We start from the raw sequence: 16,313 nt of genomic DNA on the forward strand, positions 1-16,313 counted from the left end.
CCAAAATAAGACAAACTAGGAGAAAGATTTCTTGTTAGCAATTGAGGCCATCAAAAATATAAAATTATCCAATTTACCTCCCCTTACGGTATTAACAGGAGATGATTTGGGACAGTTCGAATTGCTGAAAGAACAGTTGTTGAAGCAAATTGAATTTAATGCAGCTGACTTGAATTATGCGCTATTTGATATGAAGGAAGTAGATTACCAGCAAGTGGAATTAGACTTGGTGAGTCTTCCTTTTTTCTCAGATGAAAAAATTATTATTCTAGATCATTTTATAGATATCACAACTGCTAAAAAGCGAAATTTGTCAGATGATGAATTGAAGTCTTTTGAGACGTATTTGGAACATCCAGTTGAGACAACCAAGCTAATTATCTTTGCGGAAGGAAAGTTAGACAGCAAACGTAGAATTGTTAAGCTTTTAAAACGAGATGCAGAGATTTTTGAAGCATCAGAGCCGAAAGAACAGGATTTAAGGTCCTATTTTAGTAAAGTGGCTCAAGTAGATAATCTTCAGTTCGCTCCGACAGTGTTTGATCAGCTCTTGATTAAATCGGGGTTTCAATTTAGCGAAATTAGTAAGAATTTATCTTTTTTAAAGGGATATAAGCCAGATGGTCAGATTGAGCTTGAAGATGTTACAGAAGCTATTCCAAAGACCCTGCAGGACAATATTTTTGACTTGACTCAGTTAATCCTAAATCAAAGGGTTGATGAAGCTCGAAGTCTTGTTAGTGACCTAAGACTACAAGGAGAGGATGAAATCAAACTGATTGCTATCATGTTGGGGCAGTTCCGTATTTTTACCCAGGTCAAGATTTTGTCGGGAAATGGCAGGGCAGAAAGCCAGATTGTATCGGACTTATCTGATTATCTGGGACGCAAGGTCAATCCTTATCAAGTCAAGTTTGCCTTAAAGGATGCCCGTTCCTTGGATCTATCCTTTTTGAAAAAAACGATGGCTTGCTTGATTGAAACAGATTATCAGATTAAATCTGGACTTTACGAAAAGGATTATCTATTTGATCTTGCATTGCTTAGGATTGCAACTGGAAATCTGTAAGCAAAATAGTTGAAAAAAAAACATGATTGCGTTATCATTTTCATAATAAATAAAGAAAAAGAGGTTTTGCAAATGGCAATTATTTTACCTGATCTTCCTTACGCTTATGATGCATTGGAGCCATATATCGATGAAGAAACTATGCACTTGCACCATGACAAACACCATAATACTTATGTAACAAATGTCAATGCAGCACTTGCAAAACACCCTGAAATTGGCGAAGATTTAGAAAAATTATTGGCTGATGTCGAGTCTATTCCAGCTGATATCCGTCAAGCAGTTATCAACAATGGTGGTGGACACCTTAACCACGCTCTTTTCTGGGAATTGATGACAGCAGAAGAGACTGCTCCTTCTGCAGAATTGGCAGCTGACATTGATGCTACCTTTGGTTCATTTGAAGACTTCCAAGCAGCTTTCACAGCTGCAGCAACAACTCGTTTTGGGTCAGGCTGGGCTTGGTTGGTTGTCAATAAAGAAGGCAAATTAGAAGTAGTTTCAACTGCGAATCAAGATACTCCAATCTCAGAAGGTAAGACTCCAATCTTGGGCTTGGATGTTTGGGAACATGCTTACTATGTTAAATACCGTAATGTTCGTCCTGATTACATCAAAGCTTTCTTCTCAGTAATCAACTGGAATAAAGTTAACGAACTTTATGCGGCAGCTAAATAATAGAAACTAGGAGCGAATCACTTAGATTCGCTTTTTTAGTCATTATTTTGCCCTTTAGACTTGTTATTTTTCTCATATTTTTTTATAATACTAAAAATTAGGAGAAAAAATTTGACTAAAAAATATATAACAATTGCCGTTGCTGTCATTTCCAGCCTCTGCCTGATCGGTTTGTTTATCTTCTTTGCTATTGAGTGGAAGATGGCCTATGAGAAACAAAGTCGGATGAATGCTGAATCTACAAGCTCCGCTAGTCATCAGAGTCAAAAAGACAAAGAAGCGACTATAGAAAAACCAGAAGAAACCAAGCCTGTTCAAAAAAGTCCTGAAGAAAAGCAAAAAGTCATGGAGGCGGATGGGCCGACTATGGATGCTTTAGGTTTACGTTATGACTATGCCAATTTGGATTTGACTCAGGTAGTTCAGGCTTATTTAGCTGAAGCGGGAATTGAACAATCGCAGATTGCCTTTTCTTATAAGGACCTGACGACAGGTCAAACATTTGCCATGAATGATACTCAGCCTATGACAGCCGGCTCAACTTACAAACTACCACTCAATATGTTGGTAGTAGATGAGGTGGCAGAGGGGAAATTATCAATGGAAGAGCGCTTTGATATTACCCAAACTCACTTTGAGTATCAAGGAGAACATGATAATTATGTTGCAGCTTTTAATGGTGCCATGTCGATTCCTGATATGCAAGAGTATTCCTTGGTTTATTCTGAAAATACACCAGCCTACGCTTTAGCCGAGCGCCTAGGTGGGATGGACAAGGCCTATGAGATGTTCAGCCGATATGGTCAGTCCAAGGGTGATCTGAAAACTATTAGTCGTGACAATAATAAGACCACAACGGATTACTATATCCAAGTACTAGAATATCTGTCCAAAAATCAAGAGAAATATAAGGATATTCTTTACTATATTGGCGAATCCTTCCCTGGTGAATATTATAAGCGTTATCTACGTGATATTACAATTTACCAAAAGCCGGGATATGTTCGTGAAGCACTAAATGTTGATGCTTTAGTTATGGAGGAGAAACCCTATATTGTAGCTCTCTACACGGCTTACTTAGGGGGGAGTACTGAATCTAGTGATGAAATCAGCGGACTTGGAATTGAGCAGGTGGGCCAACTAGCCTATGTTATCAATGAATGGCATCGGGTTAATAAGAATTAATTGACAATGAATTATAAAATTTTAAAAGTATGCTTAGATACAGATCTGAGCATTTTTTTTCTTATAATGAATGATACCTTAAATAGTATAAGTAAAACTCATAAAAGAACCTATTTAGAAAAATATCGAAATATCCTTGACGCTTAAAAGATAGAGGTGTATAATTCTATTTAGAAAATAATCGAAATACTTTGGGAGGATGCCTATGATTACTACACATATTATGATTTCTATGTTGCTTATTCTAGTGGCAGTCTTAGTTCCTGTTATTTATTTCAAAAAGAGCAAGCACATTTCTCTAGTAGTCTTTTTTTTAGGAGGAGTTGGTTTTTATTTATCAAGCCAAGTTCTTGAAAAAATCTTGCACTGGATTGTTTTACAGCCTCAGGCTGATGGAAGCATAGCTTTGCAGACGGAAAATCCTTGGCTATATGTCCTTTATGGTGTTGCTGTGGCAGCTATTTTTGAAGAAACAGCCCGATGGATTGTCTTTTACTTGTTACAAAAGAAGCGCCCAATGACAGTTAGCGATGGTTTGGCTTATGGCTTGGGGCATGGCGGTATTGAGGCTCTGTTTGTTGGAATTGTGAGTCTCTTAAACTTTTGGATTATAGCTCAAGCAGTGACTCAGGGAAATGCGCAGTTAGTGACGACAGTTCCTCAAGCAACGATTGACTATATTAAGTCTCTGAGTGCTGGAAGCATCTATCTTTTGGTTTTTGAACGCATCGTGGCAGTGATCTGTCAAGTCTTACTAAGCTTTTGGGCTTGGAAGTCAGTCAAAGAAAAGGCCCCGATTTATTTTCTAGCTGCTCTAGGATTCCATGCTTTGATTGATCTAGCTCCTGCACTGGGACAGATTCAGTTGCTTTCACCTCTAGTTGTTGAGGCCATATTCTTTATTGAAGTAGTTGGTCTAGCTTATCTGACCAAGAAAATAATGAAGAGTTATCTGAAAGAAGGTTCTTATCATGGGAATCAATCAAACACTTAAAGCTTTAGCGGATCCAGTCCGGAGAAATATTTTAGAAATGCTAAAACAGGGCCCTAAGTCAGCGGGAGAAATAGCTCATGCTTTTGAGCTAACTCCCGCCACAGTGTCCTACCATTTATCGCAGCTGAAAAAGGCAGGCTTATTATTAGAAGAAAAAAAGAAAAACTTTATTTATTATAGTTTAGATATCACAGTTTTTGAGGAAATTTTAGTTTGGTTCCAATCTCTCGGAGGAGGAAATGGAAATGAAAAAAAATAGTTTACAAGAATTAGGTTGGGCACTTGGCGTCATGCTCTTGCCAGTTTTATATGCCGTATGGGTCTATCAAACATTACCAGAAAACCTGGCTATTCATTTTGACTTATCTGGAAAAGGAAATGCTTTTTTACCTAAGTTTTTAGTAGTTTCGGCTTTTCCAATTGTCATGATGCTGCTAGAAGTTATGATTTACTGGACAACCATTGCCAAAGATATCTTGAATAGAACCTTTAAGCACCTTATTCGCTGGATAATCCCTTTTTCCTTTGTTTCGCTATATCTAGCTACCATTTATCGGGGGTTAAATGAGGAATTTGATATCCGTAAAATAGCAGCCATGGTGGTTGCTTTGGTTTTCATAATTGTAGGCAATTACTTGCCAAAAAAAGTACAAGAAAACAGACAACCCCTGAATAGAAAACTGGCTTATCTTTTTGTAGGAATCGGATTTTTATTGTTTATAATTGCCATCTTCTATTTGTAAGCTGAATACATAGATATATCTTTATTTGTAAGCGTATTTATGATATACTGTCATTATCAAATAAAAAAGGGTTATTATGATTAATAAGGAACATTATCAGTTTATCCGCCAGCATCCTGCATTTGAGAATTTTCCAGTAGAGTCTTTTGATAAATTAGCCATTGAAATTCAATTTCATAAGGTTTCTAAAGGTCAAATTATCTTTTTTTCTGGAGATCGGCGTGATCGCCTTTTTCTTCTCTATCAAGGATATGCTCGAATAGAACAGTATGATGCTACCGATACTTTTTCTTATACTGATTATATAAAAAAGGGGAATGTTTTCCCTTATGGTGGCATCTTCTTTGATGAGCGCTATCATTATACTGCAAGTGCTGTGACACAGGTGGAATATTTTAGTATTCCTATGAAATTGTTTGAAGATTTTTCTAAGAAAAATGTGAATCAGCTGTTGTTTATTACGCAGAAACTATCCAGAATCTTGGAGTTTCAAGAATTACGCTTGCGAAATGTTGTTGCGGTCAGTGCAACAGACAGAGTTGTTCAGTCCCTTTCGATCTTATGTATGGATTTATGCAAAACAGGGGATGTTTTGCCATTTCCAATTAGTATGAAGGAGTTGGCTAAACTAGGAGCTACAACCCGTGAAACAGTTAACCAGGTTCTCAAAAGGTTGAGAGAAGAAGGACGTATCAGCTATGAGCACAAACAGTTGGTTTTTACTGATAGAGAATATTTTATGAAATATTTCAAAGAAAGTTAGTCTACTGGACCGACTTTCTTTTTTTAGCAAAAACAAAGATTTTATAAAAAAATAAATATTCGCAAAAATCATAAAAGATATAAAATATGCAAAGAAAACGCTTCAAAACATAAAAATATTTAAAAAAAATCTAAAAGTGATAAAAATTTGGCATTTAGAGTGTCAGTTTTTTTGTGTAAGTGTTTTCAAAAAATGCTAGAATAATATATGTAAACGGGCTTAGGAAAACCTAAACCGCAAAGAACAAGGAGGAAAGTAGATGTCTACACATCCAATTCATGTTTTCTCAGAAATCGGAAAACTGAAAAAAGTTATGTTACATAGACCTGGTAAAGAGTTGGAAAACTTGATGCCAGACTATCTCGAACGTCTTCTCTTTGATGATATTCCATTTTTGGAAGATGCACAAAAAGAACACGACAACTTTGCTCAAGCGCTTCGCAATGAAGGTATTGAAGTGCTATATCTAGAAAAACTGGCTGCTGAGTCTTTGACTTCACCAGAAATTCGCGACCAATTTATCGAAGAATATCTTGATGAAGCAAATATCCGCGGCCGCCAAACTAAAGTGGCTATTCGTGAGTTGCTTCAAGGTATTAAAGATAACCAAGAATTGGTTGAAAAAACAATGGCTGGTGTACAAAAAGCTGAATTACCAGAAATTCCAGAAGCAGCAAAAGGCTTGACTGACTTGGTAGAATCAGACTATCCATTCGCTATCGATCCAATGCCAAACCTTTACTTCACACGCGATCCATTTGCTACAATTGGTAACGCAGTATCACTCAACCACATGTATGCAGATACACGTAACCGCGAAACTTTGTATGGTAAATATATCTTCAAATACCACCCAGTTTACGGTGGAAATGTTGAACTTGTTTACAATCGTGAAGAAGATACTCGTATCGAAGGTGGAGATGAGTTGGTTCTTTCTAAAGATGTATTGGCAGTTGGTATCTCACAACGTACTGATGCTGCATCAATTGAAAAATTGTTGGTAAACATCTTCAAGAAAAACGTTGGCTTCAAGAAAGTATTGGCTTTCGAATTTGCTAACAACCGTAAATTCATGCACTTGGATACAGTCTTCACAATGGTAGACTACGATAAATTTACTATTCACCCAGAAATCCAAGGCAATCTTCGCGTCTTCTCTGTAACTTACGAAAACGAACAATTGAAGATCGTTGAAGAAAAAGGAGATTTGGCAGAACTTCTTGCTGAAAACCTTGGTGTTGAAAAAGTAACATTGATTCCATGTGGAGATGGCAACGCTGTTGCTGCAGCACGCGAACAATGGAACGATGGTTCAAACACTCTTACAATCGCTCCAGGTGTTGTTGTTGTGTATGACCGCAATACAGTTACTAATAAGAAATTAGAAGAATACGGCTTACGTTTGATTAAGATCCGCGGAAGTGAATTGGTTCGCGGTCGTGGTGGACCTCGTTGTATGTCAATGCCATTCGAACGTGAAGAAATCTAAACGTTCAATATCTTAAGAAATTCTAATAGATAGAAAGAGGAAATAAAAGAATGACAAATTCAGTATTCCAAGGACGTAGCTTCCTTGCAGAAAAAGACTTTACCCGTGCAGAGTTAGAATACCTTATTGGTCTTTCAGCTCACTTGAAAGATTTGAAAAAACGTAACATTGAGCACCGTTACCTTGCTGGTAAAAATATCGCTCTCTTGTTTGAAAAAACATCTACTCGTACGCGTGCAGCCTTTACTACAGCAGCTATCGACCTTGGCGCACATCCAGAATATCTTGGTGCTAATGATATTCAGCTTGGTAAAAAAGAATCAACTGAAGATACAGCTAAAGTTTTGGGCCGTATGTTTGATGGTATTGAATTCCGTGGTTTCAGCCAACGTATGGTTGAAGAATTGGCAGAATTCTCAGGTGTTCCAGTTTGGAATGGTTTGACTGACGAATGGCACCCAACTCAAATGTTAGCTGACTACTTGACAGTTCAAGAAAACTTTGGTCGCTTAGAAGGCTTGACATTGGTATACTGTGGTGACGGACGTAACAACGTTGCTAATAGCTTACTAGTGACTGGTGCAATTCTTGGTGTTAATGTTCACATCTTCTCTCCAAAAGAACTCTTCCCAGAACAAGAAATTGTTGAATTGGCAGAAGGATTTGCGAAAGAAAGTGGCGCTCACATCTTAATCACTGAAGATGCTGACGAAGCTGTGAAAGGTGCTGATGTACTTTACACTGACGTTTGGGTATCAATGGGTGAAGAAGACAAATTTGCAGAACGTGTTGCTCTTTTGAAACCATACCAAGTAAACATGGATTTGGTTAAGAAAGCTGATAACGAAGACTTGATCTTCTTGCACTGCTTGCCTGCTTTCCACGACACAAATACTGTTTATGGTAAGGATGTTGCTGAAAAATTTGGCGTAGAAGAAATGGAAGTAACTGACGAAGTATTCCGCAGTAAATATGCTCGTCATTTCGACCAAGCAGAAAACCGTATGCATACAATTAAAGCAGTTATGGCTGCAACTTTAGGTAATCTTTACATTCCAAAAGTATAACCTTAAAAACAATTAAACTGTAATACCAACAGCTATGAGGGCTGCGACTAATAGCTTTAGTCCGCCCTCATTTTTAATAGTCAAACAGTTTGTCTTTCTAAATTGAAAAATAAACTGGAGGACATTATTGTAATCAAAATTAAAACGCATTTACTTTGCGTTGAAGGAGAATTATATGGCAAATCGTAAAATCGTTGTAGCCTTGGGAGGAAATGCCATCCTTTCATCTGATCCGTCAGCAAAAGCCCAGCAGGAAGCCCTAGTTGAAACTGCTAAGCATTTGGTGAAACTGATTAAAAATGGAGATGACCTTATCATTACTCACGGGAATGGTCCTCAAGTAGGAAATCTCTTGTTACAACATTTAGCAGCTGATTCTGAAAAGAATCCTGCTTTTCCACTCGACTCTCTCGTAGCCATGACAGAAGGAAGCATTGGCTACTGGTTGCAAAATGCTTTGCAAAACGCTCTCTTGGATGAAGGAATTGACAAAAACGTTGCTTCAGTTGTAACACAAGTAGTTGTAGATAAGAACGACCCAGCTTTTGTTAACCTTAGCAAACCAATCGGTCCTTTCTATTCAGAAGAAGAAGCAAAAGCAGAAGCTGAAAAGAGCGGAGCAACTTTCAAAGAAGACGCTGGACGTGGTTGGCGTAAAGTCGTTGCTTCACCAAAACCGGTTGACATTAAGGAAATCGACACAATTCGTACTCTTTTAAATGACGGCCAAGTAGTTGTAGCTGCTGGTGGTGGCGGTATTCCTGTCATTAAGGAAGATAACGGTCATCTTTCAGGAGTTGAAGCTGTTATCGATAAAGACTTTGCATCTCAACGTTTGGCTGAGTTAGTTGAAGCTGACCTCTTCATCGTGTTGACAGGAGTAGACTATGTCTTTGTAAACTACAATAAACCTGATCAAGAAAAATTAGAACATGTGAATGTTGCTCAGTTGGAAGAATATATCAAACAAGATCAATTTGCTCCAGGAAGTATGCTTCCAAAAGTCGAAGCAGCTATTGCCTTCGTTAACGGTCGTCCAGAGGGTAAAGCGGTTATTACTTCATTAGAAAATCTGGGTGCTTTGATTGAGTCTGAAAGCGGAACAATTATTCAAAAAGACTGAAATAAATTTTGAACTATAGACTAGTTTAAAAGATTTGCTCTAAAAAACACTGGTATTTTCCATGTCAATATGATAAAATATTGGTGATAAATAAACATTTTCTTGGATATTTATTCAAGAAGAGAGCTTGGTTTTTTGCACTTTGTTAGATTTTAGGAGGAGAAAACAATGAGTGAAGAAACAAAAAAAGGGTTTAGGATGCCTTCTTCCTATACCGTGTTGATTATTATCATTGCTGTTATGGCAGCACTAACTTGGATTATTCCAGCTGGTCAGTATGATGTCAACAAAGAAGGAAACCTGATTGCTGGAACATATAAACAGGTTGCTTCTAACCCTCAAGGGATTTGGGATGTTCTCATGGCACCGATTCGTGCGATGCTTGGACACGAACCTACAAAGGCAGCGATTGACGTTTCCTTCTTTATCCTGATGGTAGGTGGTTTCCTTGGTGTTGTTAATGAAACTGGAACCTTAGATGTAGGGATTGCTTCTATCGTGAAGAAATACAAAGGCCGTGAAAAAATGTTGATTGTCATCCTTATGCCTTTGTTTGCCCTTGGTGGTACAACTTATGGTATGGGTGAAGAAACTATGGCTTTCTACCCACTTCTTGTTCCTGTTATGATGGCGGTTGGTTTTGATAGTATTACAGCCGTAGCCATTATCTTACTTGGATCTCAAATTGGATGTTTGGCATCCACTCTAAATCCATTTGCAACAGTTATCGCTTCGGATACAGCAGGCGTGCCGACAGCAGATGGTATTGTGCTACGTCTTATCTTCTGGTTTGTAATGGTTGCAATGAGCACTTACTTTGTTTATCGTTATGCGGATAAGATTCAAAAAGATCCTACCAAATCTTTGGTATATAGCCAAAGAGAAGAAGATTTGAAACACTTCAATGTAACAGATAACGATGATGCACCTTCTGTCTTGAGTAAGAAACAAAAACATGTTTTATATCTCTTCATTGCAACATTTGTTATCATGGTTGCCAGCTTTATCCCTTGGACAGACCTTCATATCAATCTTTTTGAAAACTTTAATTCTTGGTTAACAGGTCTTCCTGTAATTGGTAAAATTATTGGTTCTTCAACTGGGGCTTTAGGTACTTGGTACTTCCCAGAAGGCGCAATGCTCTTTGCCTTTATGGGTATCTTGATTGGTATCGTTTATGGTCTTAAAGAAGACAAGATTATCTCAGCCTTCATGAATGGTGCTGCTGACTTGCTCAGTGTTGCCCTTATCGTAGCGATCGCGCGTGGTATCCAAGTTATCATGAACGATGGTATGATTACTGCGACTATCCTTCACTGGGGTGAACAAGGACTCAAAGGTCTGTCATCTCAACTATTCATTATCTTGACTTACATTTTCTACTTGCCAATGTCATTCTTAATCCCATCTTCATCTGGTCTTGCCAGCGCAACAATGGGTATCATGGCACCTCTAGGAGAGTTTGTCAATGTTAAAGGAAGCTTGATTATCACTGCTTACCAATCAGCTTCAGGTGTTCTTAACTTGGTAGCACCAACTTCAGGTATCGTTATGGGAGCTCTTGCTCTTGGCCGTATCAGCCTTGGTACTTGGTGGAAATTCATTGGTAAATTGATTGTAGCCATTATCGTTGTCAGCATTTTGTTGCTTCTCTTGGGTACCTTCATTCCAGCTATTGGTTAAGAGATGTGAGGTGCTTCCATGAAAAATTATCTAACAGAACAAGTAAAAAAAGAATTTCTCGAATCTTTGAAAACTCTTATTTCCTACCCATCTGTTCTTAATGAAAATGAAAATGGAACACCTTTTGGACAAGCTATTCAAGATGTCCTAGAAAAAACTTTAGAAATATGTCGAGGATTAGGCTTTACAACCTATCTCGATCCTAAAGGTTATTATGGATATGCAGAAATCGGTCAGGGAGAAGAACTCCTGGCCGTTCTCTGTCATTTGGATGTTGTTCCATCAGGTGAAGAAGCAGATTGGCAAACACCACCGTTTGAGGCAACTGAAAAAGATGGCTATCTCTTTGGACGTGGTGTTCAAGATGATAAAGGACCATCAATGGCGGCTTTGTATGCAGTTAAAGCATTGCTGGATAGTGGAGTTCGCTTCAAAAAACGGGTGCGTTTCATTTTCGGAACAGATGAGGAGACACTCTGGCGTTGCATGGGTAGATACAATGAATTGGAAGAAAGGGCGACTCTTGGTTTCGCTCCTGATTCATCCTTCCCATTGACCTATGCCGAAAAGGGGCTTTTACAGGTCAAGTTACATGGACCGGGGTCCGATTTTATCAAACTTGAAGCTGGAGATGCTTTTAATGTTGTACCAGCTAAAGCTAGTTATCAGGGTCCTTTCTTAGAGAAAGTAATTGCGGGCCTAAGAGCGACAGGCTTTGATTACGAAGTGTCGGCTAATCAGGTGACGGTTCTGGGTGTTCCAAAACATGCTAAAGATGCTGCTGAGGGTGTCAATGCAATCGTTCGACTGGCTAAAGTACTCCAAGTTCTTGCTCCCCATCCTACTTTAGCCTTTATTGCTGAAGCGGTAGGAGAAGATGCAACAGGAGCCCACTTATTTGGACCAGTTTCGGATGAACCATCCGGAAGTTTATCTTTTAATATTGCCGGATTGACAGTCAGTTCCGAAAAATCAGAAATCCGAATTGATATTCGAATTCCTGTTTTAGCAGACAAAGAAAAATTAGTTCAAACATTGACCAACAAGGCATCTGATTATTGCTTGGCTTATGAGGAGTTTGATTATCTAGCACCTTTATATGTACCAAAAGATAGTGAGTTGGTCAGTACTTTGATGAGTATTTATCAAGAAAAAACTGGTGACGATAGTCCAGCTATGTCATCTGGAGGAGCAACCTTTGCTCGTACCATGCCAAACTGTGTAGCCTTTGGGGCCTTATTCCCAGGAGCAGAGCAGACGGAACATCAGGCTAATGAACGAGCTAAACTAGATGACCTTTACAGAGCAATGGATATCTATGCGGAAACGATCTTTCGTTTGGCTGGAGAATAAAAATAAAAAGGAGTTGAAGATTTCAACTCCTTTTGCTTATTTACTAAAGAAAAATGGTGGGGCAAATTCTTTAAGCTTATCAAAACATTCAATGGCAGACGGATTGTCTTCACAAATGATCAAACAAACATCATCTCCACAGACAGTTGCAACAATTTGAGGTAATTCCAGTGCATCCAGAATAGCTCCAAAAGACTGGGCTAGTCCGGGGAGAGTTTTCATGACAACTTGATTCTGAACCGGTCGTAGCATGATGAGGGCATCTTCCATATAAAAACGCAGGCGCTTCTCCCAGCGGGAAGGAGCAATGCTATTTATAACATAGTAAGAAATATTGTTTTCAGTGACCTTGACCAGGTTGAGGGCCTTCATATCACGAGATAAGGTCGATTGGGTAACAATAACACCATTGGCTTCGAGGAGTTCCTGAAGTTCTTGTTGAGTATGGACTTTTTTCTCCATAATCAGGGAACGAATTAAACGATGTCTACTTTCTATTTTGTTCATAAAATTACCTACTATTTGATAAACATAGCGTCTCCAAAGCTGAAGAAGCGGTAGCGCTCAGCAATAGCGTGTTCGTAAGCCTTTAAGGTTAGGTCTCGTCCGGCAAAGGCTGAGACTAACATAACTAAAGTCGACTTTGGTAAGTGGAAATTGGTCGAAAAGGCGTCGACAATTTGCCACTGATAGCCTGGTTTGATAAAAATATTGGTCCACCCAGAATCAGCTTGAATGTCGCCTTGGAACTTATTTCCGATAGTTTCTAGAGTTCGGATTGAAGTTGTTCCGACAGCTATAACACGGTGACCATTTGCCTTAACCTCACGGAGAGTAGCGGCAGCTTCTTCAGACAAAGTGTAAAATTCAGAATGCATTTCGTGTTCTTCTAGATTGTCGACAGAAACGGGTCGGAAAGTGCCAAGTCCAACGTGAAGGGTCAGATAAACCAACTTAACTCCCTTGGCTTCAATTTGTGCAAGCAGTTCTTTAGTAAAATGAAGTCCAGCTGTTGGAGCAGCAGCGGAGCCATTCTCTTTAGCATAGACAGTTTGGTAGCGTTCGCGATCTGCTAATTTTTCATGAATATAAGGAGGCAGGGGCATTTCACCCAAGCTCTCTAGCACTTCTAAGAAGATCCCTTGATAGTCAAAGCGGACAATCCGTCCCCCGTGTTCTAGTTCTTCTACAACCGTAGCTGTCAGTCGACCATCCCCAAAGGAAACTTGAGCACCAACTTTCAGACGTTTAGCTGGTTTTGCTAAGACCTCCCAATGATCTCCCTCAGTGTTCTTTAAAAGTAAGAGTTCAACGTGACCACCAGTCCCAGGTTTCTCACCGTAGAGACGAGCAGGCAGGACCCGAGTGTTATTCATGACAAGGGCGTCGCCAGGCTGAAGTTGATCAATAATTGAGTCAAAATGCTGGTCAGAAAATTCTCCGCTTGATCGGTCTACAATCAATAAACGGGAGGCATCGCGTTTTTCAAGAGGAGTTTGGGCAATAAGCTCCTCTGGTAAGTGAAAGTCAAAATCGGCAGTGTTCATTATTTCTCCTTAAACAGTCCATATAATCCATAAAAAGTAAGCACAACATAAAATTGGAAGGCTAGTTAGTAAAATTCCAATACAAAGAGCAATCATTCTTAATGTTTTGATGGCTCTAAAAAATAGGCTGAGTACGAGAAAGACAACACCCAGTAAAAATAAAAGTAATAAATACAGTAACATTCTTATATTATATCACGATTTTATCTTTCTTTGCTGGCAAAATTTAAAATATTAAAATTTCTATCTTGACAAAAATTGGTCTATACCATATAATAATATTAGAGAAAAGTTCAGGAGGATTCTGATGAAAATTATTCAAGTAGCTGACCAAAATGAAGGCGGGAAAGTAGCAGTAGAAATCTTAAGAAGCAAGCTAGCAGAAGGCGCTAAAACACTTGGTTTAGCTACTGGTAGTAGTCCGCTTAGTTTCTATAAGGAATTAATTGAAAGCGATATTGATCTCTCTGATTTAGTCAGTGTAAATCTGGATGAGTATGTTGGCTTAGAGGCTGATGATCCCCAATCTTACCATTACTTTATGAATGAAAACCTTTTTTCTCATAAAGCTTTTAAAAAGAGTTTTTTACCAAATGGAAGAGCTGAGGATGCTGAAGAGGAGACGGAAGCTTACAACAGAATTTTAGCGGAGAATCCAGTAGATTTCCAAATTTTAGGAATTGGAACTAATGGTCACATTGGTTTTAATGAGCCAGGAACAAGTTTTGAGAGTCAAACCCACCTGGTTGATTTGACTCCATCTACAATCGAAGCAAATGCTCGTTTCTTTGAAACAATCGACCAAGTTCCGACTCAGGCAATTTCCATGGGGATTGCAAATATTATGGCTGCCAAGTCAATTGTCTTGTTTGCTTATGGGAAAGGAAAAGCTCAGGCAATTGCTGGAACAGTAGCAGGACCTGTTACTGAGGAGTTGCCAGCCAGCGTACTCCAGGGCCATGAGGATGTTACGATTATTGCAGATGCTGAAGCACTTAGCCTATTAGATAACTAAAATTTCCTGCCTGTTTATCAGGTGGGATTTTTTTGAAAAAATATATCTACTTTTCAGATGTATTTTCTAAAATATTTTCTATTTTGTTTGGGAAATATGATATACTAATTAGTAACGATGAAAAATTAGGAGGCTTCTGGTGAAGAAGAAATGGATAGCACTTGTTTGCTTGGTAACATTATTATTTGGGGCAGCTACAGTTAGTGCAGATGAGCTGATGGATATTACTCGGAAAGCCTATCCAGATGTAAAAGATATCAATCGTCCCAGATCTTCACTGATTATAGATGGGAATACGGGAGATGTCCTTTGGCAGGATAACATTGATGAAGTTCGAGATCCAGCGAGCATGAGTAAATTGATGACACTTTATCTTTTGTTTGAGGCTATGGAGCAAGGAAAGCTTTCAGAAGATACCATCATCAAAGCTAGCCAGACAGACCAGAATATTGCTGGAATTTATGAAATTTCCAATAACAAAATTGTAGCGGGTGTAGATTATACAATATCTGAGTTGATTACTATGACAGTCGTTCCTTCTTCTAATGCAACGACAGTTATGATTGCAAATTACTTATCTAATAATGATCCAGACGCTTTTTTGGACCAAATGAATAGTAAGGCTAAAGAACTTGGCATGACCAATACACATTGGTATAATGCTAGTGGAGCTGCGGCTTCATCCTTTAAAGGCTTCTACACTCCTCAACGATATGATAATAATGCGACCAACCAGACAACAGCTCGTGATCTAGCAATCCTTGCTTATAATTTTGTTAAGAAATATCCTGGTATTCTAAAATACACAAACAAGCCAGTAGTTACTGTCAAAAAAGGAACACCTTATGAAGAAACTTTTGAGACTTACAATTACTCAGTTCCAGGAGCCAAGTATGGATTGGAAGGAGTAGATGGCTTAAAAACAGGTTCCAGTCCTAGAGGAGCCTTCAACTATATTGCAACTGTTAAACGTGGTGAACAACGTATTATCAGTGTGATTATGGGGGTAGGAGATTGGTCTGATCAGGATGGTGAGTACTATCGTCATCCGTTTGGAAATGCTTTGATTGAAAAAGCCTACGCAGATTACGAATATAAGAAACTCCTGACTGCAGGAGAGCACAAAATTGATGGAAAAACCTATAAACTTGAAAAAGATTTTTATGGGACTGTCAAAAAAGGAACAAATCCAAAGCTAGTTGTGAAGGATGGCGTTTTGGAAGTTGATAATGGACTTTTAACCCTGTCTACATTAATTAGCGATGGAATGAAAGTAGAACTGGCTGACGATGGAGACTCACCAGTTATGGATTCTAAAAATGATCAAGGAGCAAATTCTTCAAATAAGGCAAAATCTGGACTTTTATTAGATCCCAAATTGCTTTTATTAGTTCCAGTCTTGGTACTTTTTGCGATTGTTTTTCTTGAATCTGGTCGAAGAAAAAAACGGAATCGACCTCTTGCTGGACGCGATAACCTGGAAGATGATTCTCAGAATTATTCGCGTCGAAATGGGCGATAATGTATAGTGGCTGGGATTTCCCAGCCCTTTTGTAATGTTAGAAATACACTCCAATGTTTTTTAATAAGATTTAATATTAGTA

The 16,313-nt window shown here is 38.6% G+C and carries 16 protein-coding genes; 14 read left to right on the forward strand and 2 right to left on the reverse strand.

Annotated features, from left to right (window positions below; translation table 11 throughout):
- The first annotated feature begins 31 nt into the window (after window positions 1–31).
- The 12 genes from holA (at window position 32) to PCY09_RS08815 (ending at window position 12,147) form a co-directional block, all read left to right on the forward strand.
- Complete coding sequence (gene holA / locus PCY09_RS08760) at window positions 32–1,069, forward strand: DNA polymerase III subunit delta (RefSeq protein WP_125397248.1); 1,038 nt, start codon at window positions 32–34, stop codon at window positions 1,067–1,069.
- Between the two features lie 72 nt (window positions 1,070–1,141).
- A complete protein-coding gene (gene sodA, locus PCY09_RS08765; protein ID WP_061583078.1) occupies window positions 1,142–1,747 on the forward strand; it encodes a superoxide dismutase SodA in 606 nt (201 codons plus the stop codon).
- A 111-nt stretch (window positions 1,748–1,858) separates the two neighbouring features.
- The gene (locus tag PCY09_RS08770) at window positions 1,859–2,932 is read left to right on the forward strand and encodes a serine hydrolase (RefSeq protein WP_125397247.1); all 1,074 of its coding nucleotides are present in this window, start codon (window positions 1,859–1,861) and stop codon (window positions 2,930–2,932) included.
- 205 nt (window positions 2,933–3,137) lie between these two features.
- Window positions 3,138–3,926, forward strand: coding sequence for a YhfC family intramembrane metalloprotease (locus tag PCY09_RS08775; RefSeq protein ID WP_061602178.1), 789 nt, complete (start codon window positions 3,138–3,140; stop codon window positions 3,924–3,926).
- A complete protein-coding gene (locus PCY09_RS08780) occupies window positions 3,904–4,185 on the forward strand; it encodes an autorepressor SdpR family transcription factor (RefSeq protein WP_061602177.1) in 282 nt (93 codons plus the stop codon). Before PCY09_RS08775 ends, PCY09_RS08780 begins: the two co-directional genes overlap by 23 nt.
- Window positions 4,172–4,669: a DUF1648 domain-containing protein gene (locus PCY09_RS08785; RefSeq protein WP_061602176.1), complete on the forward strand. Its 498-nt coding sequence runs from the start codon at window positions 4,172–4,174 to the stop codon at window positions 4,667–4,669. Before PCY09_RS08780 ends, PCY09_RS08785 begins: the two co-directional genes overlap by 14 nt.
- A gap of 76 nt (window positions 4,670–4,745) precedes the next feature.
- Entirely contained in the window at window positions 4,746–5,432 is a 687-nt protein-coding gene (locus PCY09_RS08790) for a Crp/Fnr family transcriptional regulator (protein WP_008809520.1), read from the forward strand.
- Between the two features lie 259 nt (window positions 5,433–5,691).
- Window positions 5,692–6,921, forward strand: a complete 1,230-nt coding sequence (gene arcA / locus PCY09_RS08795) for an arginine deiminase (protein ID WP_012130657.1) — start codon at window positions 5,692–5,694, stop codon at window positions 6,919–6,921.
- Window positions 6,922–6,971: 50 nt separating this feature from the next.
- The gene (gene argF / locus PCY09_RS08800) at window positions 6,972–7,988 is read left to right on the forward strand and encodes an ornithine carbamoyltransferase (protein ID WP_012130656.1); all 1,017 of its coding nucleotides are present in this window, start codon (window positions 6,972–6,974) and stop codon (window positions 7,986–7,988) included.
- A 175-nt stretch (window positions 7,989–8,163) separates the two neighbouring features.
- Window positions 8,164–9,111 (forward strand): carbamate kinase, encoded by a 948-nt coding sequence (gene arcC, locus PCY09_RS08805; RefSeq protein ID WP_008809517.1) that lies wholly within the window; start codon window positions 8,164–8,166, stop codon window positions 9,109–9,111.
- 168 nt (window positions 9,112–9,279) lie between these two features.
- Complete coding sequence (locus PCY09_RS08810; protein ID WP_045635089.1) at window positions 9,280–10,794, forward strand: YfcC family protein; 1,515 nt, start codon at window positions 9,280–9,282, stop codon at window positions 10,792–10,794.
- Window positions 10,795–10,812: 18 nt separating this feature from the next.
- A complete protein-coding gene (locus PCY09_RS08815) occupies window positions 10,813–12,147 on the forward strand; it encodes a dipeptidase (RefSeq protein WP_125397246.1) in 1,335 nt (444 codons plus the stop codon).
- A gap of 36 nt (window positions 12,148–12,183) precedes the next feature.
- Here the strand turns inward: PCY09_RS08815 and PCY09_RS08820 are convergent, their stop codons facing one another.
- Window positions 12,184–12,654 (reverse strand): arginine repressor, encoded by a 471-nt coding sequence (locus tag PCY09_RS08820; protein ID WP_012130653.1) that lies wholly within the window; start codon window positions 12,652–12,654, stop codon window positions 12,184–12,186.
- An 11-nt stretch (window positions 12,655–12,665) separates the two neighbouring features.
- Window positions 12,666–13,694 (reverse strand): tRNA preQ1(34) S-adenosylmethionine ribosyltransferase-isomerase QueA, encoded by a 1,029-nt coding sequence (gene queA, locus PCY09_RS08825; protein WP_125397245.1) that lies wholly within the window; start codon window positions 13,692–13,694, stop codon window positions 12,666–12,668.
- A 307-nt stretch (window positions 13,695–14,001) separates the two neighbouring features.
- Between queA and nagB the strand changes: the two genes are divergently transcribed.
- Both nagB and PCY09_RS08835 read left to right on the forward strand, forming a co-directional pair.
- Window positions 14,002–14,709: a glucosamine-6-phosphate deaminase gene (gene nagB, locus PCY09_RS08830; protein WP_125397244.1), complete on the forward strand. Its 708-nt coding sequence runs from the start codon at window positions 14,002–14,004 to the stop codon at window positions 14,707–14,709.
- Between the two features lie 154 nt (window positions 14,710–14,863).
- Window positions 14,864–16,231: a DUF1958 domain-containing protein gene (locus PCY09_RS08835; RefSeq protein ID WP_301556713.1), complete on the forward strand. Its 1,368-nt coding sequence runs from the start codon at window positions 14,864–14,866 to the stop codon at window positions 16,229–16,231.
- Window positions 16,232–16,313: the final 82 nt, after the last annotated feature.

It is taken from the genome of Streptococcus sp. SG2 (genome assembly GCF_030439925.1).
Lineage (GTDB): Bacteria > Bacillota > Bacilli > Lactobacillales > Streptococcaceae > Streptococcus > Streptococcus gordonii.

Bases quoted from the DNA above. Each gene is read 5' to 3' on its own strand.
- sodA (WP_061583078.1), top strand. From the start codon at position 1,142: ATGGCAATTATTTTACCTGATCTTCCTTACGCTTATGATGCATTGGAG.
- PCY09_RS08775 (WP_061602178.1), top strand. From the start codon at position 3,138: ATGATTACTACACATATTATGATTTCTATGTTGCTTATTCTAGTGGCA.
- PCY09_RS08780 (WP_061602177.1), top strand. From the start codon at position 3,904: ATGGGAATCAATCAAACACTTAAAGCTTTAGCGGATCCAGTCCGGAGA.
- PCY09_RS08785 (WP_061602176.1), top strand. From the start codon at position 4,172: ATGAAAAAAAATAGTTTACAAGAATTAGGTTGGGCACTTGGCGTCATG.
- PCY09_RS08790 (WP_008809520.1), top strand. From the start codon at position 4,746: ATGATTAATAAGGAACATTATCAGTTTATCCGCCAGCATCCTGCATTT.
- arcA (WP_012130657.1), top strand. From the start codon at position 5,692: ATGTCTACACATCCAATTCATGTTTTCTCAGAAATCGGAAAACTGAAA.
- argF (WP_012130656.1), top strand. From the start codon at position 6,972: ATGACAAATTCAGTATTCCAAGGACGTAGCTTCCTTGCAGAAAAAGAC.
- arcC (WP_008809517.1), top strand. From the start codon at position 8,164: ATGGCAAATCGTAAAATCGTTGTAGCCTTGGGAGGAAATGCCATCCTT.
- PCY09_RS08810 (WP_045635089.1), top strand. From the start codon at position 9,280: ATGAGTGAAGAAACAAAAAAAGGGTTTAGGATGCCTTCTTCCTATACC.
- PCY09_RS08815 (WP_125397246.1), top strand. From the start codon at position 10,813: ATGAAAAATTATCTAACAGAACAAGTAAAAAAAGAATTTCTCGAATCT.
- PCY09_RS08820 (WP_012130653.1), bottom strand. From the start codon at position 12,654: ATGAACAAAATAGAAAGTAGACATCGTTTAATTCGTTCCCTGATTATG.
- queA (WP_125397245.1), bottom strand. From the start codon at position 13,694: ATGAACACTGCCGATTTTGACTTTCACTTACCAGAGGAGCTTATTGCC.
- nagB (WP_125397244.1), top strand. From the start codon at position 14,002: ATGAAAATTATTCAAGTAGCTGACCAAAATGAAGGCGGGAAAGTAGCA.